Genomic DNA, 23,324 nt, shown 5'->3' with positions numbered 1-23,324 from the left:
GACTCAGTACTTTCTTAAATTATTATAACTACTTCAAATTTTAGTTTAATGAAGTCATTTCCAATAGTTTCTCTGCTGCTTTCACAGAAGACTGCGGATTTTGTCCGGTAACTAAATTACCATCCAGGACCACATATTCATTCCAATCTTCAGCTTTGGTATACACACCACCTTCATTAATTAGTTCGGTTTCCAATAAAAAAGGAACTACATCGGTTAATTGAACGGCATCCTCTTCAGAATTGGTAAATGAAGTGACTTGTTTCCCTTTTACAAACATAGTTCCGTCATCATTCTTGATTCCTTTTAAAGCTGCAACACCGTGGCAAACGAGTCCGATTGGTTTTTGCTTACCATCAAAAGCTTTTACAATCTTGGCAATTTCGTCATTATCTCCCATATCCCACATAGGTCCATGTCCTCCCGGAAAGAATAACACATCATAATCCTCCGGTTTAACTTCGCTAATATTCAGGGTGTCTTTTATAGCTTCAGTAGCTGTGTCATCTTTGTAAAAACGTTGCGTATGCTCTGTTTGCCAATCTTCTTCCTCACTCTTTGGGTCTAATGGCACTGCGCCCCCTTTTGGTGAAGCGATAGTAACGTTGGCACCTGCATCTTTGAAGGTATAATAGGGTCCGGCAAGTTCTTCCAACCAAACTCCGGTTTTTTCTCCTGTTGAACCTAGGGTGTCATGCGATGTTGTTATAAAAAGTACATTTAATTTTTTCATAGTATTTCAGTTTTGTTTCTTTACAAAGATCGTAAAATACTAAGAGCTAAAGGGTTGATCTATGTTATCTTAGCCTGTTAATATTTGTTAAGATTATAGCTTTTAAAGATTTGAACCGGGTGTAACGAGCATTTTTCGTATCCTGCTCAAGCTTTCAGGTTTGATGCCTAGGTAGTTTGCAATAAGGTAATTAGGAATGCGTTGCTCAAGAGTAGCATATGTTTTCAAAAATTCGGTATACCGTTCGGTGCTATTTTTCTCAAGACTGGATAGAATACGATGCTGCATAGAAACAAAAGCATTGGTTAATTTGATTCTGAAAAACCGTTCTAATTTCGGGATTTCATGATACAGTGCTTCTAAATCTGTTTTCTTTAGCGCTAGTACTTCAGTGTTTTCAACACATTCTATCGTTAATTCTGCAGGTTGCTCATTAAAAAAAGCTCTAAAATCACTAATCCACCAATCTTCAATAGCAAATTGAACAATATGCTGATTTTCTTGTGCGTCTTTAGTATAAGCTTTGAGACATCCTTTAATTACAAAATACTCCTGAGCTACAGTGTCTCCAACGGTGATAAGTTTTTCCTTCTTCCTTAATGCAATATGTTCAAAAGCAGAAGAGAACTGATACCATTCTTCATCTGTCAAGGTTATATGAGAGAAAATATGTTTTTTTAAAGTAGAATTCATGTGAGCAGCACTTATTTTTAGATCGAAAGTATGACAAAAATAATGAAAAAATGAAGTGCAGAAGGAGCTCAACTTATTCTTTTACCATCTCAGGCTAATAAGAAAATTGATAACCTTTAAGGTTATCTAATAATTTAAAAAAGGTGTTTTATGAATCCAGTTTGATGAGGTAAACGCAGTGTTCAGAAACACGTAACCTACTAAATTAAATAAAAGAAAAACTCCCTTAAACAAAAAATGTATAAGGGAGTTGTTGTATGATTATTTAAGAATTAATCTACTGAATCCTCAATATCGTCAGCGACATCTTCAAGTTTGTCTTTTGTAGACTTATCTTCTCTACAGCTAATAAAGCTTGTACCAAGAATTCCCATTGCGAATAATACTAAAAATGTTTTTTTCATAATAATAAATTTACTAGTTAATGTTTATAATCTACGCCCGGTTGCCAATCTGTAAATGATGGCAATTACTGCCAGCACCAATAGTATGTGAATGATACTTCCTATGCTTGGGAAAGCAAAATATCCAACTAGCCATCCGATGATTAGTATTACCACAATTAGCCAAATTAAATCTCTCATATTGTTTATTATTTTGATTAGTTACATCTAAATTAGCTTTGATCTAATTATTTAAACTTACATTTAACGGTATTTAACGATAACAAGTTAAAGGATTGTTATACTAGTATTTATAACTTTTTTAAGGGGGTGTCAGGTTGCGCATAGCTAAGACGATATAACAGGTCAGGTATGGCATATCCATCCAATCCAAGGGTAGTCAAAGTTTTTGATTTTTCTAACAAAATATGTCCGCTGGCATCTACCAGATCATCCTCGAGATATAGGTGCTCTATACTGCCTATCATTAAAATAGTACCATTTTCTTTTATTTCATATTCATTGACATAATTGCATCCCAGTCGAATAGGACTATGTTTTACAAAGGGAGCATGAAAATCATGTAAATAATCTTCTTCTAAGGCTGTTTCAGAAAACTCGGACACATTATCCCCATACTTAGCAGCTGTTTGGTGCGCATCCATACTTAATGCTTCAGTTACATGGTTTACCGTAAAAAAACCGGTTTCTTTGATATTGTCATAGGTATGGCGTGCTACCGTAAGCGGCCTCATTATAAAGCCAAGCATAGGTGGATTGCTTCCAATATGCATTACGGAATTAAAAATAGCCGCATTCGTAATTCCCTTACTCGATTTTGTGGCAATGATATTGCATGATTTATATCCGGTGCAGGAATTAATTAAATTCGCGTTAAATCGAGAGGAGTTTTCGGATAGTTGAGCTTTAGAAAAATAGTTCATAGGATGTAGAGGCTTAACATTAGATATCTTAGATAAAAATACTATACTTATTTCAAAGTATCTTTATTCTGATATTTGCGTAGTAAAAAATTGATTTTTTCTAACAAAGTATCTTGTTTATCCTTCAGCTTTTTCAAGGTTCTAATTTTAAGCCTCATTTTATTCATTTTTGCAATCCCGTTTTAGCTGTCGATGGTTTCTTTATATTCCGGATAGTCTATATAGCCTTCTTTTGTAGAAGCATAAAACAAATCCTCGTTCCAATCTGCCATCGGAGCATTTAATGCGAAGCGTGTAGGTAGATCAGGGTTTGATATAAATAGCTTACCAAAAGCTACCAGATCTGCATGCTCATCTTGTATTACTTTATTACCTGTTTCTTGAGTGAAACCATTGTTGATCATTAATGTTCCCTTATAACGTGGACGATATCGTTCGGCAATGTTAGAAACCAAAAAGGATACGTTACTCACATCAGTAAAAGGTTCAGACAAATGTAAATAAGCAAGATCGTAGTCATTTAGCCGCTCTATAATATAATCGAAAGTAGGAATCGTTTCTTCTGTTGCAATGATGCCAAACGATTCGTGTAATGAAGGATTCAAACGGACTCCGATACGATTTTCAGGAAAAACATCTTTTACTTCTTCCAAAACATCGAACAGGAATCGAGCTCTGTTCTCCATACTACCGCCGTATTCATCGGTTCTTGTATTGGCATTTTTATTAAAAAATTGATGAAACAAATACCCATTTGAGGAGTGTATTTCAATACCATCAAAACCTGCTTCTTTGGCGTTGATTGCAGCATTCTTAAATTCTTGAATGGTCTCTTTGATCTCATCCAATGTCATTTCTTTAGGTGTCACGGTATCCTCAAATCCATCAACAGTGTAGGCCTGAGCATCCGGATTTACCGCACTTGGTGCAAGAGGTAAAGCTCCATCATGAAATTTTGGATGCGATATACGACCACAGTGCCATAATTGAATAAAAATTTTACCATCTTCTTGATGAACGGCTTTGGTGACTTTTTTCCAGCCTTCAGTTTGCTCTTTGGTATGTATGCCGGGAGTATTGATATAACCTACTGCCCGTTCTGATACTTGAGATCCTTCAGTAATTAATAAACCGGCTCCGGCTCTTTGTTGATAATATTCCTGATGAATTTCTGTCGGGACATTGCTTGAATTTGTTGCCCGATTTCGGGTCATCGGTGCCATGACGACTCTATTCTTAAGCATGAGATCTCCCATACGATACGATTCTAGTAACGGTTGATTTGTTTTCATAATAATTTTTCTCTAAGATTTATAGTATTTCCATTCAGCAGCATACTGGATTTATGAAATACCGAAAAGCAATTTAATTTTTGTTTAAAATTAGAGTATCATGGAGCCAACCTCTGTTAAGAACCTTATAAAATAAGAAAAAACGAACGTTATTTTCCTGTTAAAGCAAAGCGCTTTACTTTAAATTGTTATTTTTACTGAAGGTTTTAATGTTTGTATAGCTGTCTTTTTGAACTATCAATTTTTTTTTCGAAAGCATTAAAACTCGAATGCCTGTAGGGGATTCTTGTAAAGTTTCGAAAGTTAAGAATGTAGTTTTTATGCAAACAAAAAATATTGCAATCGTCGGAAGCGGTTTAGTAGGTTCATTATTAGCAATTTATTTACGTCGGCGTAATTTTAAAGTGACTGTTTTTGATCGCCGCCCCGATATAAGACAAATACAATTTAGCGGACGATCAATAAACTTAGCTATGAGCGTTCGCGGTTGGAATGCGCTGGATAAAGTCGGTATCGGAGACGAAATAAGATCGCTGGCCATCCCAATGCACAAGCGAACCATGCATATTACGGGTGAGGAAGCCTATCACCAGCCGTATGGAAAAGCAGGTGAAGCAATTTATTCCATCTCCCGCGGAGTTTTGAATCGTAAAATGATCACTCTGGCAGAAAATGAGGGTGTGGAATTCAAATTCAACGAAAAAGTATGGGATGTAGATCTTCCGTCAGCCAAAATATATACCGGGGAGACCGAAAAAGGGGAGTGGGAAGAGTATTCTTATGATATGATTTTTGGATGCGATGGTGCCTTCTCCAGAGTACGACATAAAATGCAACGACGTAGTCGGTTCGATTATTCTCAAGACTTTTTGGATGCCGGATATAAAGAATTAGGTATTCCGCCCAATGAGGATGGGACTTATAAATTGGATAAAAACTCATTGCATATCTGGCCCAGAGGTAAATTTATGCTGATTGCACTGCCTAATCTGGATGGCAGTTTTACCTGCACGTTGTTTATGCCACATGAGGGTGAAAACTCTTTTGAACAGCTGGATACAGAGCAGGCTATACTCAACTTTTGGAATATACATTTTCCCGATACCCTTTCACTAATGCCAACGTTGTTAGAGGATTTTGAAAACAATCCAACCAGTGCGTTAGTTACAATCAAATGTTATCCTTGGACGTATTGGAATAAAGTCGCCTTGGTTGGAGATTCTGCACATGCCGTGGTGCCATTTTATGGACAGGGAATGAACGCCGGTTTCGAAGATATTTTTGTTTTAAATGAGATCATTGAGGAATTTGAAGAAGGTAAGGAAGATTGGGAAGACATATTTGAACGGTATCAGGAATCTCGTAAGCCAAATACGGATGCCATTACCGAACTCTCCTATCGTAATTTTATGGAGATGAGTAGTAAAACAGCTGATGCTACATTTTTACTACGTAAAAAAATTGAGAAACATTTTTCAGATAAATATCCGGATAAATGGTTGCCACTATATTCTCGTGTAACGTTTACCAATAAACCCTATGCAGAAGCTTTGCATATCGGTAATCGTCAAGCGGAAATTATGGAGAAAGTGATGCAACTGCCCGAGATCGAGTCTACCTGGCAGTCTGCTGAAACGGAAACTTTTATTTTAGATCTGTTAAAGGATGAGAAGGGGTAAGTTATACTACAGGATACATAGCGCAACCCACTAAAACTAACCCAATAACCATTTAAGAATTTTAAGCTTTCCCTTAGAATACGGAGCATATTTAAGACTAGGTTCCAACCAGAAGGGTTTTTGTAGAACACTTTTTTGATGAGAAAACGCGTCAAACCCTGATTTACCGTGATAATTGCCAATACCACTGTTGCCCACTCCGCCAAATGGTAAATCATGTTCGGTAATATGCATTAAAGCATCGTTAATAGCACCACCACCAAATGAGATCTCGTTCAAGATAGCTTCTCTTTCTTTTTTGTTCTTGGTAAAAGCATAACAAGACAAAGGTTTAGGTAAATTCTTGATTGCCTTAATAGCTTCCTTTATATTTTGATAAGTAATGACGGGGAGGATTGGTCCAAAAATTTCTTCCTGCATCACCGGATGATCAAAGTCAATATCTGTTAATATAGTAGGATAAATTACTCGCTCGTTTTCGTCGATTTTACCGCCATAAAAAACTTTATCTTTCTCAATTAAATCGATAAGTCGCGTAAAGTTCTTTGTATTAATTATCTGAGTATAGTTATCATGTCGTACGGCATAATCGGCGCTTTTGATCTCTTCAATTACTGCATGCAAAAAAGCTTCTTTAACGGTATCTTTAACCAACACGTAGTCCGGAGCAATACAGGTTTGACCTGCGTTTAAGAATTTTGCCCACACTAAGCGTTTAGCCGTTGTTTTAACTTGAATAGTATCTGTAACAATTGCCGGGCTTTTTCCGCCAAGTTCGAGGGTAACCGGTGTAAGATGTTCGGCAGCAGCTTTGTAAATTATCTTACCAACAGCAACACTTCCTGTAAAAAAGATTTTATCAAATTTAATTTTAAGAAGTTCGGTAGTTTCTTCGACCCCACCTTCAATAACCTTAAAAAAACTTGGATCAAAATTTTCATTAATAAGCTTCGCCATAGCCGCAGAGGTATGTTTGGCTATTTCGCTAGGTTTCAGAATTACCGTGCATCCCGCTGCGATTGCCGGTACTACGGGAGCTAATGAAAGCTGATATGGGTAGTTCCATGCTCCGATAACCAAAGAAACGCCGAGGGGCTCTGGCATTATATAACTTTTAGCGGGAAAATTAGCTAGACTAGTAGATATTGACTTCTTAGCGGACCACTTGTTCAGCTTTTTTAGTGTCAGTTCTATTTCACTATAAATCAGTGCAAGCTCAGTGACATACGTTTCAAATTCAGATTTTTGAAAATCTTTAAAAATAGCCTCGTATAGAAAAGTTTCATTTTCCTTTAGTACTGTTCTTAGGCGCTTTAAAACTGTTTTTCTAAAGTGAATATCTTTGGTACTATTCGAATTAAAAAAAACATTTTGTGCATCAACTATAGCCTGATAATTCATAGGTTTTAAAATTAGTCACTAATATCACACAGTTTTTCCTTCTTTTAAAGCTTTTTGCATTTGTTTAACCGTTTGTGTACTTCCATCGTGGCTCCAGCCCGGAGGTCCAAAAATATACATAAATTTATGGTGCCAGTTCTTGGATCGCTTGGTATCGTTCCAGATGTCTTTATATTCATGCGTGAGTATTACCCATGGATTATAGGAGTTGGGAGCGTGAGTAACACCGTATTCAACTTTTATGTTTTCATCTAACTCTTTCCAGGTGCCAAATATCTTATCAAATATATTTAAGAATCCTCCATGATTCTTATCCATGTATTCTACATTTTTTGCGTGGTGCACCTGATGCATGGTATGGGTGTTGAACACTTTTTCGATGATTCCCATTTTTGGAATGTATACCGAATGTAGTTGAAACTGCCAAAGAGCCTCAATACCCAGACAAACTACAACCATCGCTGGGGGGAACCCAAGTGCAGGTAACCACATATAGAATAAAGGCTTGTACAAAATTGTAAACCAGCCATTACGAACGGCAGTTCCCAGATTAAAATTATCAGATGAATGATGAACGATATGAGCAGCCCATAGAGCTCTTACCATATGGTTTTGTCGGTGAAACCAATAATATGTAAAATCATCTAATACCTGACAAATTAGCCAAACATACCAGGCGTAGCCGAAAGACTCCCAACCCATAATGTTAGTTCTGATTCCGTTGATTTCTGGATTAAAAATCTCGTATACATAATTAAAAATTACAATAGCAGAGATCGTTTTTATTAGGGGCGCTAATAGCGCAGATCCTACACCCATTGTTAGACTGGCAGATAAATCTTTCCAGTCGTAAAGGTTTTTATGGTCATCATGCGTTTTACTGTAGGTTAGTTCTAAAAGAATCAAACCTAAAAAACAAGGTACTCCGTAGACGAGGGGATTTGTAAAGTCCATTTAATAAGTATTTTTCAAAATGTGGCAGAATATAAGTATAATTTTTAAGTATCACTGTGTTATAAGCAGGATTGCGTAGAAAGACAGCAATTTTAACGTTAGCAAGCCTTAAATTTTAGGGAATACCATGGGCTTCTAATGTACCTCCTAAAGATTCATAGAGACCCAAAATACGCTGTAAAGATTTTTTTTCTGATGAAGAAATTACACGTTCGTCCATCCTGCGTTTACCAATATATCTAATTTTTGTTTTTGAACTCATGGCGATGTCCTGAAGCATTTCAATTTCTTTTGTCGAACACCGCTTATCAAACCATTCTCTCATACCTCCTGATAATTCACTTGTTTCAAATGTTCCTAGTTTTTGTTCATCCAAATTGTAAATTTTACCGTCGGCATCAATGATTATATTTTGAATGAACAACCAATCATTTTTTGTATAATGATTTATGGCGTAATGTAATTTGGGGATAGCATGTTTTTGCTGTCCAACATAAGCGAAAAGTAAATTTTCTGTTTTATCCAAAGAGAATGACTTGTCATAATACCAATCCGTAGCACTTAGGATATCATGCTTCTTCACCATTTCTTCCAACGTATGTGCCAAACGCTCACCGGTTAATTGAGAAAACTGACCTTTTTGTTTAGTTATTTCTTTATTAACTCTCTTTAAAAGTGATCGAGCCTTTGTATTTTCATTCGCATTAGGATATTTTGTTAGAAGCGTAAGCAATTTTGTTTTTGATTCGATCAAATGTTGACCGTCGTAATACTCATTAGCTTGCATATAAAGTTCGGCCGGAGATAATCGGCATTCGGCAAGTTGAGATTTTAATGCTTCGATTTCTTGATATAGTGCTTCATTCTCTTCTTGAGAATCGCTACAACTAAAACAACATACACTAATTACTATACAAAGAAGGATTTCCCTTTTCATAATACTTTCTTTGTAGGGGTTTATACAATAAATGACAACAAATACATTTCTTTAAACTAAAGTGAAGAAAGTTTGTTGTTAAATACTGCGACTAAGATAGTAAAAATACTGTTGCTGAGTAAGATAGAGGATTGTCTTTAATCGGATAAAAGTTAACGTTATTCGAATTTATTTGGCAAAAATCTGAGATGTATCTTTAAATGATTTGAACTCTAACGCATTTCCTGAAGGATCATAAAAAAACATTGTTGCTTGTTCACCTACTTTTCCTTGAAATCTGATATGCGGTTCGATTTCGAATTTCACTTTTTTACTCTTAAGTTCTTCTGCGAACTTGTGCCAGAGATCCCAATCCATAACAATCCCAAAATGGGGAACAGGTACATGTTTACCATCAACCTCACTGTGATCTTTGCTCTTTTGAGGAGAGGTTATTGCAGCGTGATGAATCACCAATTGATGACCAAAAAAGTTGTAATCTACCCATTCATCACTACTTCGCCCTTCTTCTAACGCTAATGTTGTGCTGTAGAATGTCCTAGCGGCTTGGAGATCAGATACGGGTATAGCTAAATGAAAAGGGCTTAATGTGTTCATAGGTAGTGTTTAGTTGTTACGAAGTGCAGTAATTAATTCTTTTTTATCCATCTTTGATCTACCAGAGATACCAATCTCCTTTGCTTGTTGGTAGAGTTCTTTTTTTGTACGCTCCTCATATGGCTTGGCTTTACCTCCTTTTTTACCGGAATCAGGGGTATTAGCTATTCTTGCAGCTTTTTCTTGGCTATAACCTTTATCTCTCAACGCTTCATATTGCGCTTCATTTTTTATACGTGGACGGTTCTGAGGCATAGTACTTCAATTTATTAAGTAAACGTATTGCAAAATATAAATCTTCAGAATACAATGTATACTTTTTTGCAATTACCTAACACAGTTTTAAGAAAGCATACCTATTTTTTTGGTCTATCTCTGCGAGAACGTCTCGGATTGTCAAGTGATGTTTTCTTCTTGTCTTTAATCTGAAATCTCTCTTTACGGGATTGTTTTGATCGCGTATCGCGTGAGGGTGTTTTTTCTATAGAAAATTTTTCAGTTTTGCCCGATGCTTTAATATCTGACTGAAGCACTTTCATTTCTTCTTCAGTCAAATAACGCCATGCTCCCACTGGGGTGGTTAATTTGATATGCATGATTCGTACGCGTTTAAGTTTCATCACTTCGTACCCCAAATACTCACACATTCTACGGATCTGACGATTTAATCCCTGAGTTAGAACAATCCTAAATTCGTATTTACTTAACTGCTCGACTTCACATTTACGGGTCATTGTATCCAGGATCGGAATACCGTTACCCATTCTTTTAATAAAAAGAGGATTAATTAGTTTATCAACTGTAACAATATATTCCTTTTCATGGTTATTTCTGGCACGTAGTATTTTATTGACGATATCACCATCACTGGTAAGAAGAATAAGTCCCTCACTTGGCTTGTCTAAACGACCTATAGGAAAAATTCTTCTGGGGTAATTAATAAAATTGACAATATTGTCTTTCTCTTGTTCGGCTGTAGTACAAACAATTCCGACCGGTTTATTAAGTGCTATATAGATGTGATCCTCTTCTTTCTTGTGTACTGGTTCTCCATCTACTTTTACCTGGTCATCCTGAGTAATTTTAGTTCCCATTTCAGGGACTTTATTATTAACAGTAACCCGACCTTGATCAATCAATTTATCGGCTTCCCGACGGGAACAATACCCTATTTCACTAAGATATTTATTAAGCCGTATGTTTTTAGAATTTTCCACATGCAAAGGTGCTTATAAAATTTATAGTTTGCAAGATATCACCAGTTTTACCCGATGCTTGATGGAAAAATAAAAGTTTTATTTAGTGTTTAGAAAATCCACTATACGTTCATCTACTTCATTATAAAAAAGTGAGTGACCATAGTTTTCCGTGGTCATCAAGGTTCCGTTTGTCCAATTAGCATCTATTGCAGTTGCGGCAGCATAGGGTGCAATATCATCATATTTATCATGAATCAACAAACCGGAATTTTTTATTTTTTGAGAAAATTTTGCAATCGAAAATTCTTCAAAACTATATCCAAATTGAGCTTTAAAATAAGAGTCAAGCGCATTCATAAAAGCATCCGTGAGCTGTAATGTTTTTTGATAACCATTCATGATTACAGCTAATTCTGAAGGTGGTGCAAGTAATATGAGTTTATCTAATTCAGGATTTTGATAGGTATGCTGGTAAAAAGCAGTACACATACCTCCGACAGAGTGGCCGATGATGTGATTGGGGCGATATAAATCGGCAACTTTTTGTAAACATTCGGCATACAAGGGTACGTTTAAAATGTTGCCGGAGCTATAACCGTGGGCAGGTGCATCAAAAGCAATGATATTGTACTTGTGTTTTTGCAAAACCTGTATAAGACCTTTCCAGCGGTGGGTGTTACTCTCCCATCCATGAACTAATAAGATGGTTTCTTCACTACCTTTCCAGCGATAAGTTTGTAATAAAAGATCGTTGACTGCTACTACTTCATCTTCTGCAGCATCGAGAAAATCCATCTGATCCGGTGTCACTTGACCTTTGCGCGGCGTGCAAAACAAAAGAAATGCTTTTTGCAATGCTCTTTTTGGCGCTATTTTAAAGAGTAACTTTAATTGCTTACCGATGAGAATCGGCATGTATTCTTTAATCTTGTTATTCATCTTCTCTATGTACACTATCAATTGTGAATGCAGGGCGACATATAGAAATATATTCACAAGGCGAATCAAACGGATTGGCATATTGTATTTTAGTGCCTTTTTCAATTTTTATAGATTCACCGGCATTCAAAATAACCACTTCATCCTCTATGGTGAATTGTTTTTTACCTTTAATTATAAAGGTGTATTCGTCAAAATCCGGAGTTTGAAACGGTTCTGACCAATGAGGAGGTGCTATCATATGGGCTATACTAAGGTCGCTATTTTGATTGGTAGCCTCACCAAAATGTTCTTTGATAACCTTGCCATCGTCGGTGGGAACAGTAAAAGGTGTTCGTTGTATCGTGAATTTCTTGTTCATAATTTTTCTTATTTAACAGGGTTCCACTGAATCCAAAAATGTTTGATTGTAGCTGAATCGGGGATTACATTGGCTTCAATCTTTATGTCGGTATTATTTTTATAATTAGTGGGTAAGAATTTTTTGTCAATGGTAATATAGGCGTTCAAACTATCGACAAAAACAACAGCAGTACTCAACGTATTGTTGATTTTTGAAATAGGAAAGGTTTCCCTTACATCCTTAAATGTACTGTTAATTGAAATACCTTCTTCAGTTGAATATCGAGGATCAATAATCTGAATGCTTTTAATCATTGCACTGTTAGTGTCATCAGTGCTAGGTTCAATAATTAACAATTTTTTGCCTGATGAGTCATAAATCTCAATTTCATTAGTGTTGGATAGGAGCGCATTGGTATGATTTCTGTTTACAATAGAATCATTTTTGTATAACGAATCTATCGCACTAATTGAAGTCTGAGGGGTCAATTTTCCTACCTTGTTTTTTCCAAAATTAAATGGGTTAGTTTGTTCTGAGCTACTACATCCCCAAAGGAATATACAGCTAATTAGTATCAAAATTCTTGTAGATAGCATGTGATTCTATTTTAAAAGTTTATTAAGAACACCAAGGGCACCTCTGATAAAGGTAGCACTGGTAAGTACTTTGATGACTGCTTTTTCTGTCGCACTCGTCTTAGATGAAGAAGATCTGGAGGCAGTCTTTTCTAATTTTTTTCGTTCTTTCTTTGCGGCCGTTTTTGCTTCTTCGGCTTCAGCTAAAGCAATTTTTTCTGATAGAATTTCATAGGCACTTTCTCTATCGATAGTTTCATTGTACTTTTTAGTAAGCTTTGATGTTGAAATTAGTTTGTCAAGTTCAGTAGGAGTAAGTATATCCATTCTGCTCATAGGCGCACGCAACATAGTAGCCGCTAAGGGCGTAGGTCGTCCTTTCTCATCAAGTGCAGAAACCAAAGCTTCACCTATACCTAAAGAGGTTAAGATCTCTTTGGTGTCATAAAATTCGGATATAGGATAATTCTCGGCAGTCATTTTAATAGCCTTACGATCTTTTGCAGTAAAAGCTCTTAATGCATGCTGAACTTTTAAACCTAACTGACCTAAAACACCTTCGGGTACATCGGTTGGATTTTGAGTAACAAAATATAGCCCAACACCTTTGGAGCGTATCAGTTTTACGATACTTTCTATTTGATCCATCAATGCATTCGATGCTTCCTTGAATATCAAATGTGCTTCATCTAAAAAGATAATAAGCTCAGGTCGGCCAGAATCTCCTTGCTCGGGGAATGTACTATAGATTTCAGCTAAGAGGCTTAACATGAATGTTGAAAAAAGTTTGGGACGATCCTGTATATCAGTTAATCGCATAATGTTGATATAACCTCTGCCATCATCATCCACCCGACATAAATCTTGTACATCAAAAGAGCGTTCTCCAAAAAACAAATCTGCTCCTTGTTGTTCCAATGCTACAATTTTACGTAAAATCGCTCCGGTTGATGCTGTCGAGATTCGGCCATAATCTTTTTCTAATGCTTCCTTGCCTTCTCTGGTAGAAAATTGGAGTACCTTTTTTAGATCTTTAAGATCCAGTAATGGAAGGTGATTGTCATCGCAGTACTTAAAGATGATAGACATTATACCTGCTTGAGTCTCTGTTACATCCAAAATTCGAGATAGTAAAACAGGACCAAATTCACTAACTGTAGCCTTAAGACGAACGCCTTCCTGCTCTGAGAGAGATAGAATTTCTACGGGAAATTTTTTGGCTTCAAAAGGAATATTTATCTGGTCGTGACGTTGGTCAATTTTTATGTGTCCGGGACTTGGTGCAGCTATGCCACTGAGATCCCCTTTAATATCCATCAAAAACACAGGGATTCCTTGTTCACTCAAATTCTCTGCGAGTACTTGTAGCGTTTTTGTTTTTCCGGTACCAGTAGCACCCGCGATTAATCCGTGTCGGTTTAAGGTCTTCAACGGAATCTTTACGTGAGCTTCTCCTTCGGTATTTCCTTCATACATTGCTGCTCCTAGTGTTATATACTCACCCTTGGTGGTATACCCTTTATTTATGTGTTCAAGAAATGACGCTTTGTTACTCATAATGGATTTAAATTTTGATAAAAATAGGCATCTTAGTTCTTCTATCGAAATTAAAGATTAATTTTAATCCAGTAGCAGTTAGTGGTATTTTTTTAAAAACAACAGAAATATGAAACGATTATATTTTTTCTTAGTAGTTTTTATAAGTGGGAGTGTTTGGAGTTCTTATGCACAAGAAGAAGGACAACAAATTATATTTCATAAAACACATGAATTAAAAAAAGAACAGGCCCCGTTTTCTGATATCGTTGAAGTTGGTAAGCTGTATTTTTTATCGGGTCAAATAGGATTAGATCATACAACGCGTCAATTGGTGGATGGGGGAATCGAGGCAGAAATGAAGCAAACTTTAGAAAATATAAAGGCTGTATTAACACATCATCAGTTGAGTATGAATCAAGTGGTAAAATGTACAGTGATACTTAAAAACATAGATGACTTTAAGACGATGAATGAGATTTACAAACAATATTTCCCTCAAAAACCGGCCAGGACAACTTTTGCAGTTGCAAATTTGGCACTCGGAGCACAAATTGAAATTGAGTGTGTTGTAGCAAAAATGTAAATATTTCTATTCGTTACTTTTAGTGTAATATTTCTTTATTCTTACGTACCTTTGCAAACTTATGCAAGAGAGAGTACAAAAATTGGTTGATAAAGGGGAAATGCTCCCATTGATGGAGGAATTCTACACAATACAAGGAGAGGGTTATCACAAGGGAACTGCTGCTTATTTTGTTCGTATTGGGGGCTGTGATGTAGGCTGTCACTGGTGTGATGTTAAAGAGAGCTGGAATGCAGCGCTACACCCTCCAACCTCTACAGATATTATAATTTCTAATGCGCTCAAACATAGTAATGTTGTGGTGGTTACGGGGGGTGAACCATTAACGTGGGATATGACTGAGTTGACTAAAGGTTTACGCGCAAGCGGAGCCAAAACACATATTGAAACCTCTGGAGCTTATAAACTAACAGGTGAGTGGGATTGGATATGTCTTTCGCCGAAAAAAATGAAACTTCCTACTCAGGAGATTTACGGTAAAGCGCACGAATTAAAATGCATCGTATTTAATAAGAGTGATTTTGCGTTTGCGCAAGAGCAAGCCTCCAAAGTTTCAGATGATTGTATTCTGTATTTGCAACCAGAATGGAGTGTACGTGAAAAAATGATTCCTATGATCGTTGATTTTGTTATGAAAAATCCACAATGGAAGGTTTCTTTACAAACGCATAAGTATCTTAACATTCCGTAGTTAATAGGATATTTTACTTGAATGTTAATTTTTTAACGCTTTTTTATGTAGTTTTTTGTCAAAAACTTGCGTAAAGTGTAAGAATACACTCGCCATCATATTATTTATTTTCTGTTTTTCTGGTGATATAATCGTTCTTTTTGAGTGGTATATCTAAAAATGCTTTAAGTTGGGTAAATTGCTTGACTTCCTTAAAAAATGTGCTTAACTTATTGCAGTTAATTTATAATCAGTTTGTTATGCGATATTTTTTTACACATTTTGGGCTTAATTTTAGAGGTATTTTGAAATTTATTAAGGGCTTGCCCCGAGCATCGAGTTATGCGATGCGCAAATAGATTTTGAAGCCTTAATAGGAAAGGGTAATTGTTAAGATGATTTCTCGTAGGACTACTTTATCTGTCGTTTTTGATAGTTTTAGTAGTCTTTTTTGTTTTTGATTGGAATCATAAACTTACAAAATAGGGGCTTTTTCCCCTTCATTTCTTAACTTTTTTGTAAGTAAATTAAGTAATTTTTGTAGTATTTCGTAAAAGAATTGGGAGTTCGTCGAGTATTATTAGAACTGTATCTAAAAGTTGTGCTCTGCCTGTTAAAACGCTTTATATTTTAGGTGTTCTGAATTATCTTTGAATAACAAATTATAAATCAAAACATTATGAAAATTTTTTACGGAATATTAGTTGTGGATATAACTGCTTTGAGAAATTTTTTGAAACAATTGCCGGCAGCTTGCAGTAATGCAATACATAGATAACTATTGGCTTTTTTTTAATAAGAGGTTATATCTTACAGGATAACACAAAAAACTTTACTAATAATTTTCAAAACGAGTACTTAACGTAACATTTTAAAATCTAATTATGGGGCTATTTTACACTAAATTCAAATTAACATTTACCATCGTCATGAATTTCCTTAAGGAACTTCCTGGAGCGACGAGTCATGCAATTCACAGATAACAACATTTAGATTATGTTTTTGTGATAAGCAAAAAAAGCACCCTAGTGTATTTATTGACACTAGGGTGCTTTTTTATTGTTTATCTAATAGCTCTTAATTATAAAAAGGAACTTCTACACGCGTCGTATCCCATCCTAAAACCATATGATAGCCCTTGTCAACTTTTTTGAAAGCAATTGAAAAAGCTTCCAATGCTTCTTGATCTGTAGTAACAGGAACAGTAATCCTTGCTGCGTCCTTAGTCTTATCATAAGTATAAGCTCCCCAGCTATCTAAATCAGAGTTTAAAATAATCTCCCAATTATCTTTTCCGGGAATAGTGAATAAAGAGTATGTACCAGCTTTTATCATAGTATCTCCCATTTTGAAATCTTTGAATAATTTAATTTCAGTTGCTTCGTCTGCACCTGTTCTCCAAACTTTATCAAAAGGAACAAGCTTGCCAAAAATTTCACGGTCCTTTTTCTGCGGACGACTATAAATTACCTTTATATCGGGTTTAGCATTTTTTTCTGGAGATGCGTATACAATATCAGTTGGGCTTTTTTGTAATCCCGCGAATTTTTGAGCTGTACTATTTACTAAGGCCCCTAGGCAAAGTACAATTGTTAAGAAGAATGTTTTTTTCATGATATGTGTTTTTAATTTAATTAATGGACGTTTATTTAATAGGTACCTTACATTGTCTGTATAAATATAGGAAACTTATAGCTTATAAGTAAAAAACTATGATCCGACATAAAAAGTTTTCTTTTTGTATTAAAATGGGGTTTTTAATTCTTTATTAAAACTATAAATATGTATTCTATTTACAATAAACAATTTTTAATGAATATTTGCTTCATAATTATTAGTAAATAAAATATTATGTGCGGAATTGTTTGTGCTTTTGAATTAAAACAGGATAGTGAAATACTACGTCCACAATTATTGGAGATGTCAAAAAAGATTAGACATCGCGGACCTGATTGGAGCGGAATTTTTTCGAATAACGATGCGATTATGGCACACGAACGTTTGGCAATCGTCGACCCCGCATCAGGGAAACAGCCGTTATTTGATAAGGATAAAAAAGTTGTGCTCGCTGCAAATGGTGAGATTTATAACCACAAAGAGTTACGAGCCAAGCTCAAACAAGCGTATGAATTTCAAACAGCCTCAGATTGTGAGATCATTTTAGCGCTGTATAAAGAACAGGGAACTGCTTTTTTAGACCAACTTAATGGAATTTTTGGATTTGCTTTGTACGATGTAGAACGTAATGAATACTTTATTGCCAGGGATCATATGGGGATTATCCCACTTTACATGGGCTGGGATGAAAATGGAACGTTTTATGTTGCATCAGAATTAAAAGCGTTGGAGGGTGTGTGTACAAAAATTGAATTGTTTCCTCCGGGACACTATTTACATAGCGGTACAGGCGAATTGACACAATGGTATACACGTGACTGGATGGATTTTGAAGCGGTAAAAGATAATCAGACCAGCATAGATGAAGTTCGTGACGCATTAGAAGCAGCTGTACATCGTCAATTAATGTCAGATGTGCCCTATGGAGTTTTGTTATCTGGCGGATTGGATTCTTCGGTTACCTCGGCTATTGCCAAAAAATATTCAGAAAAACGAATTGAGTCCGGTGATATGGATCAGGCATGGTGGCCACAATTACATTCATTTTCTGTTGGATTAGAAGGATCACCGGATCTGGCCGCCGCACAAAAGGTCGCAGATCATATTGGAACAGTTCATCACGAAATAAAGTTTACCATCCAAGAAGGATTAGATGCTATTAGAGATGTTATCTACAATCTGGAAACTTATGACATCACTACTATTCGCGCCTCAACGCCCATGTATCTGATGGCTCGGGTGATAAAATCAATGGGGGTAAAAATGGTCTTATCAGGTGAGGGCGCCGACGAACTATTTGGAGGGTATTTGTATTTTCATAAAGCCCCTACAGCCAAAGATTTTCATGAAGAAACTGTACGTAAACTTGATAAACTACATATGTACGATTGTTTGCGTGCAAATAAATCCTTAGCAGCCTGGGGGATCGAGGGGAGAGTTCCTTTTTTGGATAAAGAGTTTATGGATGTGGCTATGCGTATCAATCCTCAGGATAAAATGATCAATGGGGAGCGAATGGAAAAATGGGTAGTACGTAAAGCATTTGAATCGTATTTACCCGAAAGCGTTGCCTGGCGTCAAAAAGAGCAATTTTCTGATGGTGTAGGATATGATTGGATAGACACGTTAAAAGCGATTGTTGAGCAAGAGATTAGTGATGATCAATTGGCTAATGCGAAATTTAAATTTCCAATTCAGACACCTACCTCAAAAGAAGAATTTTATTATCGAAGCATTTTTGCCGAACATTTTCCATCTGATGCAGCGGCATTATGTGTTCCATCCGTTCCCTCGGTAGCTTGTAGTTCTCCGGTAGCACTTGCGTGGGATGAATCTTTTAGAAATATGAATGATCCATCAGGTCGAGCTGTGTCTTCTGTTCATGAAGAAGGATATCAAAAGAAAGAAATAGTAACCATTTAAAAAATCATAGCCTTAAATATGCTTAAAAAAGAGAGTCCTTATAACGTCAGTTGTAAGGGCTCATTATTATATTACAGTTTTCGAATGATTTTGGAGACTTGTATCGCATTTTTTCAAGTATTAACTATTTTTAAAAATACTTCAAACAATCGAAAATTGAATTTAAGGCCAATAATAGATGTTTTAAGCCATCTTGGGTGATCTGTGGTCTTTTTGAATTAAAAAGCAAATAAATTGTTGATAACTCTTTAAATCAATCCTTAACAATTCCTTTGCACTTGGATACGATTTTTTATATTTGCTTGTTAAGCAAAAAACTTACATTAAACAGCACAGTTTTATGAGCGAAGAAGGAAAAAAGGATCAATATTCTGCCGACAGTATTCAGGCATTAGAAGGAATGGAGCATGTAAGAATGCGTCCATCTATGTATATAGGAGATGTGGGTGTTAGAGGTTTGCACCATCTAGTTTATGAAGTAGTAGATAATTCAATTGATGAGGCACTAGCTGGGCATTGTGATACTATCGAAGTAACTATCAATGAAGATAATTCTGTAACCACTAGAGATAATGGTCGTGGTATTCCGGTGGAGATTCATAAAAAAGAAGGCGTTTCTGCACTAGAGGTTGTTATGACCAAAATTGGAGCGGGAGGTAAGTTTGATAAAGATTCTTATAAAGTCTCCGGTGGACTACATGGGGTTGGAGTATCTTGTGTGAATGCTTTATCAGCACATTTGCATGCGTATGTGCATAGAGAAGGTAAGGTATGGGAACAGGAATATGAGAAAGGAAAACCATTGTATCCGGTAAAATCTACCGGTGATACTGATTTTAGAGGTACTGAAGTAACTTTTAGACCAGATCCAACAATATTTCAACAGACGCTGGAATATAATTATGATACGTTGGCAAGCAGAATGCGGGAGCTGGCATATTTAAATAAGGGAATAAAGATTACACTTACCGACAAGCGTCATCAGGATGAAAAAGGTGAAAATGTATCTGAAGTTTTCCATTCTGAAGAAGGATTAAAAGAATTTATACGCTTTTTGGATGCTAGTCGAACACCTATCATCGGAGATGTAATTTCTATGGAGGGTGAAAAGAATGACATTCCGGTAGAAGTGGCGATGATATATAATGATTCGTATGCGGAAAATTTACATTCCTATGTAAACAATATTAATACACATGAAGGAGGAACGCATCTTTCAGGTTTTAGAAGAGGATTGACTTCAACCTTAAAGAAATATGCAGATGCTTCAGGTATGTTAGATAAACTGAAGTTTGAAATCGCTGGTGATGATTTTAGAGAAGGTCTAACGGCAATTGTTTCGGTAAAAGTCCAAGAACCTCAATTTGAAGGTCAGACCAAAACTAAATTAGGAAATAGAGAGGTAACCTCCGCTGTTTCTCAGGCGGTTTCTGAGATGCTGGAGAATTATTTGGAAGAAAATCCAAACGATGCTAAAATAATAGTTGAAAAAGTTATTCTTGCGGCCCAAGCTCGTCACGCAGCCAAAAAAGCGCGTGAGATGGTACAGCGTAAATCGGTAATGAGTATTGGAGGCCTACCTGGTAAGCTTTCAGATTGTTCTGAGCAGGATCCTGCATTGTGCGAGGTATTTTTAGTCGAGGGAGATTCGGCAGGTGGAACAGCTAAGCAAGGTAGAGATCGTAATTTCCAAGCAATATTACCGTTGCGTGGTAAGATTTTGAATGTAGAAAAGGCGATGCATCACAAGGTTTTTGAAAATGAAGAAATCAAGAACATCTTTACAGCCTTAGGGGTGACTATTGGAACAGAAGAAGATAGTAAGGCGCTGAATTTATCAAAGCTGCGCTATCATAAAGTAGTAATTATGTGTGATGCCGATGTCGATGGTAGTCACATTTCTACTTTAATTCTTACATTCTTTTTCCGTTATATGAAAGAATTGATCGAAGCCGGTCATATTTACATTGCGGCACCGCCATTATATTTGGTTAAGAAAGGAGCTAAAAAGCAATATGCATGGAACGATGATCAGCGAGATGCGATTGTCAAGGAGTATGGAGATAATGCCAAAATCCAACGTTATAAGGGTCTTGGAGAAATGAACGCAGAGCAATTATGGGATACTACAATGAATCCGGAATATAGGACTATGCGTCAAGTTACGATAGACAGCCTTGCTGAAGCAGATCGTATCTTCTCAATGTTAATGGGGGATGAGGTTCCGCCACGAAGAGAGTTTATAGAAAAAAACGCTGTATATGCAAATATTGATGCTTAAGGTGAAAAATAGGTTTAATAGTATACCTTTTATACATTAAGATTGATCTATTTAAATTGACAATATTAAAAAAACCCGTGATCGATTGATTACGGGTTTTTTGTTAAAAATTTGTTAATTTAATTACAAAACCGTTTGTTTGCAGGCTAACTAAATATATTATGATAAATAAAAATACCTACTTATTAGTCTTCTTACTTTTTGGATGTACTATTATAAATGCGCAGCGAGCTAAGCAGCGTGTTGTTTATTTCCATCAATGGCATTTTCCAAGTTTAGCAGTGGATCCGTCATTCAAAACCTATGCTGTTGATAAGTTAGATGATGCAGAAAATGTAGAGAAGCTTTCTTTACGTATTGATGATGAAGTTTATGATGAATACGATCAAACTTTAAATTTTGAGAAATCAAAACTGATTGCTAATAGTTTAGAAAACTATTTTAACTTGAATGCGTTCCGTTACAATATGGACAAAGATGCAGAAGCGGATTTGAAGTTTATATTAGGAACGGATAAGTTTGAATTTTTGATTACAGCTAAAAAACTAAAAGGTCAGGATAGTGATGAGGAACCACGCTATAAAGGAGCTTTGATATTTAATTCTCCTGTAAAGTTGACTGTTTTAGACAAGAATAAGAACAATATTTTCACCAAGGTTATAGATGAGGAATTACTTATCGGAGAAGTCATGGTAAAGGATAAAGCTCCTATTACAGATAGAAGAGTAGCTGTTAAGGCTATGTTTGACGAACTTGTAGCTAATCAACGCTCGTATTTCACAAAGGCTCAAGAGAGGTATAATCAATATCTCTATAGGGTTGCTACGTTTGCTAAAGAAAAGCTGGATTTTTATAGAGAACAATCCAATAAAGGTGTTTTCTACAAAATTGGAAAGAAAAAAGGGTATGATGTAGAAGCTGTTAATCAAAGTATTGACGCTATAGAAGAATTTGAGAAACTAGCTGATAGCGAAGGTTATAATGATAAACTACGTGAAATGCTGATGGAGAAGATTAACTTTTGGAATGCAGAACAAGCGAAGTATGATGAAAGTGATAGTAAAGAAAAAAAAATAAAATGGGCTTTGCTTGCAAATATAGTTGGGGCGTATACGGTGCTGAACGAATATGATCTTGCGTTAGAGTTTTATGGTTACAGTGAGGATATAAATTACAAGGAGAAGTTTTTGCCAGGAGTTATCAATATGGGACAGTCGAGAAAAGAGCTGTTTTCTTTGCATCATGATGCTGATGGGAAACCTTACAGAAATTATGCGGAGGTAAGTTTTGGGAAAACCAATGAAATTATTAGAAAAAATAAAAATTTAGAAAACGACGGATACAGGGATGGATATGTTATCACAAAAGATAATGACTCCATTGCCGGAAAAGTTCAGATAAAAAGCGGCGAAAAACATCGTTCGTCAGGAGGTATCATGAGTTTGGATTTTGATAGTGGAATGGGGGAGTCTGTCAAGCTAATTGTGGTTAATAGTAAAGGCAAAAAAAGAATTAAAACTTTCTCGGCCAAAAAAAGTGATAAACTTGTTATTGGAGAAGATATTTATGAAAGCGTCAAGTTTAAAGAAGGCGGTATGGGTGGTAATGATGGCCTGGATATAGGCAAAATGGCTTTAGCTGGTGCTCATAATAAATTTGTCTTGTTATTGTACAAATCAGAGTATATTGCATTATATAGTCATGGTAAAGAATTTGTACTCAAAAAGACGGGAGTGGATAAAGGATATTCCACGTCATCTCCTGGTTTTGTTATGAATTTTGATAAAAAACTTGTGAAACTTTTTGGAGATTGTGATGATATTTCTGACAGAATATTAGGAGGAGAGTTTAATAATAATGAAGAAGATTTACTGATTTTTGTTGATGAGTATACAAATTGTAGATCGGAATAAACTAACATGCTTATTTTAAAAAAAAGGTTGTCGTAAGGCAACCTTTTTTAGTTAAATCTAGTGAGTAATTTAGATTCTAATCTTGTAATAATTTGTATTTTCGCAGGAGTGCTGAAAATTTCAGTCAAA

General features: G+C 35.9%; 23 protein-coding genes. 6 read left to right on the top strand and 17 right to left on the bottom strand.

What is annotated here, in order from left to right:
- Nucleotides 1-40: 40 nt before the first annotated feature.
- The 6 genes from ACJRPK_RS17115 to ACJRPK_RS17090 all read right to left on the bottom strand — a co-directional run bounded on the left by ACJRPK_RS17115 (nt 41) and on the right by ACJRPK_RS17090 (nt 4,045).
- Nucleotides 41-733, bottom strand: coding sequence for a type 1 glutamine amidotransferase domain-containing protein (locus ACJRPK_RS17115; RefSeq protein ID WP_407141614.1), 693 nt, complete (start codon nt 731-733; stop codon nt 41-43).
- Between the two features lie 102 nt (nt 734-835).
- A complete protein-coding gene (locus ACJRPK_RS17110; protein WP_407141613.1) occupies nt 836-1,426 on the bottom strand; it encodes a Crp/Fnr family transcriptional regulator in 591 nt (196 codons plus the stop codon).
- A gap of 272 nt (nt 1,427-1,698) precedes the next feature.
- Nucleotides 1,699-1,830 (bottom strand): hypothetical protein, encoded by a 132-nt coding sequence (locus tag ACJRPK_RS17105; RefSeq protein ID WP_407141612.1) that lies wholly within the window; start codon nt 1,828-1,830, stop codon nt 1,699-1,701.
- Nucleotides 1,831-1,854: 24 nt separating this feature from the next.
- On the bottom strand, nt 1,855-2,010 hold the full coding sequence (locus tag ACJRPK_RS17100; RefSeq protein ID WP_148783516.1) for a lmo0937 family membrane protein: 156 nt from the start codon (nt 2,008-2,010) through the stop codon (nt 1,855-1,857).
- Between the two features lie 110 nt (nt 2,011-2,120).
- Nucleotides 2,121-2,753 (bottom strand): flavin reductase family protein, encoded by a 633-nt coding sequence (locus ACJRPK_RS17095; RefSeq protein WP_407141611.1) that lies wholly within the window; start codon nt 2,751-2,753, stop codon nt 2,121-2,123.
- A gap of 182 nt (nt 2,754-2,935) precedes the next feature.
- On the bottom strand, nt 2,936-4,045 hold the full coding sequence (locus ACJRPK_RS17090; RefSeq protein ID WP_407141610.1) for an alkene reductase: 1,110 nt from the start codon (nt 4,043-4,045) through the stop codon (nt 2,936-2,938).
- 320 nt (nt 4,046-4,365) lie between these two features.
- Here ACJRPK_RS17090 and ACJRPK_RS17085 point away from each other — a divergent pair, with 320 nt between their 5' ends.
- On the top strand, nt 4,366-5,724 hold the full coding sequence (locus ACJRPK_RS17085) for an FAD-dependent oxidoreductase (protein ID WP_407141609.1): 1,359 nt from the start codon (nt 4,366-4,368) through the stop codon (nt 5,722-5,724).
- A gap of 36 nt (nt 5,725-5,760) precedes the next feature.
- Here ACJRPK_RS17085 and ACJRPK_RS17080 read toward each other — a convergent pair whose 3' ends face one another.
- From ACJRPK_RS17080 to ACJRPK_RS17035, 10 genes are all read right to left on the bottom strand, one after another.
- Nucleotides 5,761-7,125, bottom strand: a complete 1,365-nt coding sequence (locus ACJRPK_RS17080; RefSeq protein WP_407141608.1) for an aldehyde dehydrogenase — start codon at nt 7,123-7,125, stop codon at nt 5,761-5,763.
- 24 nt (nt 7,126-7,149) lie between these two features.
- On the bottom strand, nt 7,150-8,079 hold the full coding sequence (locus ACJRPK_RS17075; RefSeq protein WP_407141607.1) for a sterol desaturase family protein: 930 nt from the start codon (nt 8,077-8,079) through the stop codon (nt 7,150-7,152).
- 115 nt (nt 8,080-8,194) lie between these two features.
- On the bottom strand, nt 8,195-9,016 hold the full coding sequence (locus ACJRPK_RS17070; protein WP_407141606.1) for a hypothetical protein: 822 nt from the start codon (nt 9,014-9,016) through the stop codon (nt 8,195-8,197).
- 168 nt (nt 9,017-9,184) lie between these two features.
- A complete protein-coding gene (locus ACJRPK_RS17065; protein WP_407141605.1) occupies nt 9,185-9,613 on the bottom strand; it encodes a VOC family protein in 429 nt (142 codons plus the stop codon).
- 9 nt (nt 9,614-9,622) lie between these two features.
- Nucleotides 9,623-9,868: a Rho termination factor N-terminal domain-containing protein gene (locus tag ACJRPK_RS17060; RefSeq protein WP_407141604.1), complete on the bottom strand. Its 246-nt coding sequence runs from the start codon at nt 9,866-9,868 to the stop codon at nt 9,623-9,625.
- 101 nt (nt 9,869-9,969) lie between these two features.
- Nucleotides 9,970-10,830: a 23S rRNA pseudouridine(2604) synthase RluF gene (gene rluF / locus ACJRPK_RS17055; RefSeq protein WP_407141603.1), complete on the bottom strand. Its 861-nt coding sequence runs from the start codon at nt 10,828-10,830 to the stop codon at nt 9,970-9,972.
- A gap of 78 nt (nt 10,831-10,908) precedes the next feature.
- Nucleotides 10,909-11,751, bottom strand: coding sequence for an alpha/beta hydrolase (locus ACJRPK_RS17050; RefSeq protein WP_407141602.1), 843 nt, complete (start codon nt 11,749-11,751; stop codon nt 10,909-10,911).
- The gene (locus ACJRPK_RS17045; protein ID WP_407141601.1) at nt 11,744-12,112 is read right to left on the bottom strand and encodes a cupin domain-containing protein; all 369 of its coding nucleotides are present in this window, start codon (nt 12,110-12,112) and stop codon (nt 11,744-11,746) included. Before ACJRPK_RS17045 ends, ACJRPK_RS17050 begins: the two co-directional genes overlap by 8 nt.
- Nucleotides 12,113-12,120: 8 nt before the next feature.
- Nucleotides 12,121-12,690, bottom strand: a complete 570-nt coding sequence (locus tag ACJRPK_RS17040; RefSeq protein ID WP_407141600.1) for a hypothetical protein — start codon at nt 12,688-12,690, stop codon at nt 12,121-12,123.
- A 6-nt stretch (nt 12,691-12,696) separates the two neighbouring features.
- Nucleotides 12,697-14,226 carry a helicase HerA-like domain-containing protein gene (locus ACJRPK_RS17035; protein WP_407141599.1) on the bottom strand — a complete coding sequence of 510 codons (1,530 nt, stop codon included), beginning with the start codon at nt 14,224-14,226 and terminating at the stop codon, nt 12,697-12,699.
- Nucleotides 14,227-14,335: 109 nt separating this feature from the next.
- On the opposite strand from ACJRPK_RS17035, the gene ACJRPK_RS17030 reads away from it, so the two are divergent.
- Nucleotides 14,336-14,791 (top strand): RidA family protein, encoded by a 456-nt coding sequence (locus tag ACJRPK_RS17030; protein WP_407141598.1) that lies wholly within the window; start codon nt 14,336-14,338, stop codon nt 14,789-14,791.
- A 61-nt stretch (nt 14,792-14,852) separates the two neighbouring features.
- Nucleotides 14,853-15,482: a 7-carboxy-7-deazaguanine synthase QueE gene (locus ACJRPK_RS17025; protein ID WP_407141597.1), complete on the top strand. Its 630-nt coding sequence runs from the start codon at nt 14,853-14,855 to the stop codon at nt 15,480-15,482.
- Nucleotides 15,483-16,538: 1,056 nt separating this feature from the next.
- Here the strand turns inward: ACJRPK_RS17025 and ACJRPK_RS17020 are convergent.
- Nucleotides 16,539-17,075, bottom strand: coding sequence for a DUF2911 domain-containing protein (locus ACJRPK_RS17020; protein WP_407141596.1), 537 nt, complete (start codon nt 17,073-17,075; stop codon nt 16,539-16,541).
- Nucleotides 17,076-17,312: 237 nt separating this feature from the next.
- On the opposite strand from ACJRPK_RS17020, the gene asnB reads away from it, so the two are divergent.
- From asnB to ACJRPK_RS17005, 3 genes are all read left to right on the top strand, one after another.
- On the top strand, nt 17,313-19,001 hold the full coding sequence (asnB, locus tag ACJRPK_RS17015) for an asparagine synthase B (protein WP_407141595.1): 1,689 nt from the start codon (nt 17,313-17,315) through the stop codon (nt 18,999-19,001).
- Between the two features lie 340 nt (nt 19,002-19,341).
- Nucleotides 19,342-21,282 carry a DNA topoisomerase (ATP-hydrolyzing) subunit B gene (gene gyrB / locus ACJRPK_RS17010; protein ID WP_148783499.1) on the top strand — a complete coding sequence of 647 codons (1,941 nt, stop codon included), beginning with the start codon at nt 19,342-19,344 and terminating at the stop codon, nt 21,280-21,282.
- A gap of 161 nt (nt 21,283-21,443) precedes the next feature.
- Nucleotides 21,444-23,195, top strand: coding sequence for a hypothetical protein (locus tag ACJRPK_RS17005; RefSeq protein WP_407141594.1), 1,752 nt, complete (start codon nt 21,444-21,446; stop codon nt 23,193-23,195).
- The last annotated feature ends 129 nt before the right edge of the window (nt 23,196-23,324 follow it).

Origin of the sequence: Aquimarina sp. 2-A2 (assembly GCF_045505135.1) — a bacterium.
GTDB classification, from domain to species: Bacteria; Bacteroidota; Bacteroidia; order Flavobacteriales; family Flavobacteriaceae; genus Aquimarina; species Aquimarina intermedia.
This window is presented reverse-complemented; position numbering and strand designations above follow the sequence as displayed.

What these genes read in the sequence shown, in the direction of transcription:
- ACJRPK_RS17115 (WP_407141614.1), bottom strand. Translation starts at nt 733, where the DNA reads ATGAAAAAATTAAATGTACTTTTTATAACAACATCGCATGACACCCTA.
- ACJRPK_RS17110 (WP_407141613.1), bottom strand. Translation starts at nt 1,426, where the DNA reads ATGAATTCTACTTTAAAAAAACATATTTTCTCTCATATAACCTTGACA.
- ACJRPK_RS17105 (WP_407141612.1), bottom strand. Translation starts at nt 1,830, where the DNA reads ATGAAAAAAACATTTTTAGTATTATTCGCAATGGGAATTCTTGGTACA.
- ACJRPK_RS17100 (WP_148783516.1), bottom strand. Translation starts at nt 2,010, where the DNA reads ATGAGAGATTTAATTTGGCTAATTGTGGTAATACTAATCATCGGATGG.
- ACJRPK_RS17095 (WP_407141611.1), bottom strand. Translation starts at nt 2,753, where the DNA reads ATGAACTATTTTTCTAAAGCTCAACTATCCGAAAACTCCTCTCGATTT.
- ACJRPK_RS17090 (WP_407141610.1), bottom strand. Translation starts at nt 4,045, where the DNA reads ATGAAAACAAATCAACCGTTACTAGAATCGTATCGTATGGGAGATCTC.
- ACJRPK_RS17085 (WP_407141609.1), top strand. Translation starts at nt 4,366, where the DNA reads ATGCAAACAAAAAATATTGCAATCGTCGGAAGCGGTTTAGTAGGTTCA.
- ACJRPK_RS17080 (WP_407141608.1), bottom strand. Translation starts at nt 7,125, where the DNA reads ATGAATTATCAGGCTATAGTTGATGCACAAAATGTTTTTTTTAATTCG.
- ACJRPK_RS17075 (WP_407141607.1), bottom strand. Translation starts at nt 8,079, where the DNA reads ATGGACTTTACAAATCCCCTCGTCTACGGAGTACCTTGTTTTTTAGGT.
- ACJRPK_RS17070 (WP_407141606.1), bottom strand. Translation starts at nt 9,016, where the DNA reads ATGAAAAGGGAAATCCTTCTTTGTATAGTAATTAGTGTATGTTGTTTT.
- ACJRPK_RS17065 (WP_407141605.1), bottom strand. Translation starts at nt 9,613, where the DNA reads ATGAACACATTAAGCCCTTTTCATTTAGCTATACCCGTATCTGATCTC.
- ACJRPK_RS17060 (WP_407141604.1), bottom strand. Translation starts at nt 9,868, where the DNA reads ATGCCTCAGAACCGTCCACGTATAAAAAATGAAGCGCAATATGAAGCG.
- ACJRPK_RS17050 (WP_407141602.1), bottom strand. Translation starts at nt 11,751, where the DNA reads ATGAATAACAAGATTAAAGAATACATGCCGATTCTCATCGGTAAGCAA.
- ACJRPK_RS17045 (WP_407141601.1), bottom strand. Translation starts at nt 12,112, where the DNA reads ATGAACAAGAAATTCACGATACAACGAACACCTTTTACTGTTCCCACC.
- ACJRPK_RS17040 (WP_407141600.1), bottom strand. Translation starts at nt 12,690, where the DNA reads ATGCTATCTACAAGAATTTTGATACTAATTAGCTGTATATTCCTTTGG.
- ACJRPK_RS17035 (WP_407141599.1), bottom strand. Translation starts at nt 14,226, where the DNA reads ATGAGTAACAAAGCGTCATTTCTTGAACACATAAATAAAGGGTATACC.
- ACJRPK_RS17030 (WP_407141598.1), top strand. Translation starts at nt 14,336, where the DNA reads ATGAAACGATTATATTTTTTCTTAGTAGTTTTTATAAGTGGGAGTGTT.
- ACJRPK_RS17025 (WP_407141597.1), top strand. Translation starts at nt 14,853, where the DNA reads ATGCAAGAGAGAGTACAAAAATTGGTTGATAAAGGGGAAATGCTCCCA.
- ACJRPK_RS17020 (WP_407141596.1), bottom strand. Translation starts at nt 17,075, where the DNA reads ATGAAAAAAACATTCTTCTTAACAATTGTACTTTGCCTAGGGGCCTTA.
- asnB (WP_407141595.1), top strand. Translation starts at nt 17,313, where the DNA reads ATGTGCGGAATTGTTTGTGCTTTTGAATTAAAACAGGATAGTGAAATA.
- gyrB (WP_148783499.1), top strand. Translation starts at nt 19,342, where the DNA reads ATGAGCGAAGAAGGAAAAAAGGATCAATATTCTGCCGACAGTATTCAG.
- ACJRPK_RS17005 (WP_407141594.1), top strand. Translation starts at nt 21,444, where the DNA reads ATGATAAATAAAAATACCTACTTATTAGTCTTCTTACTTTTTGGATGT.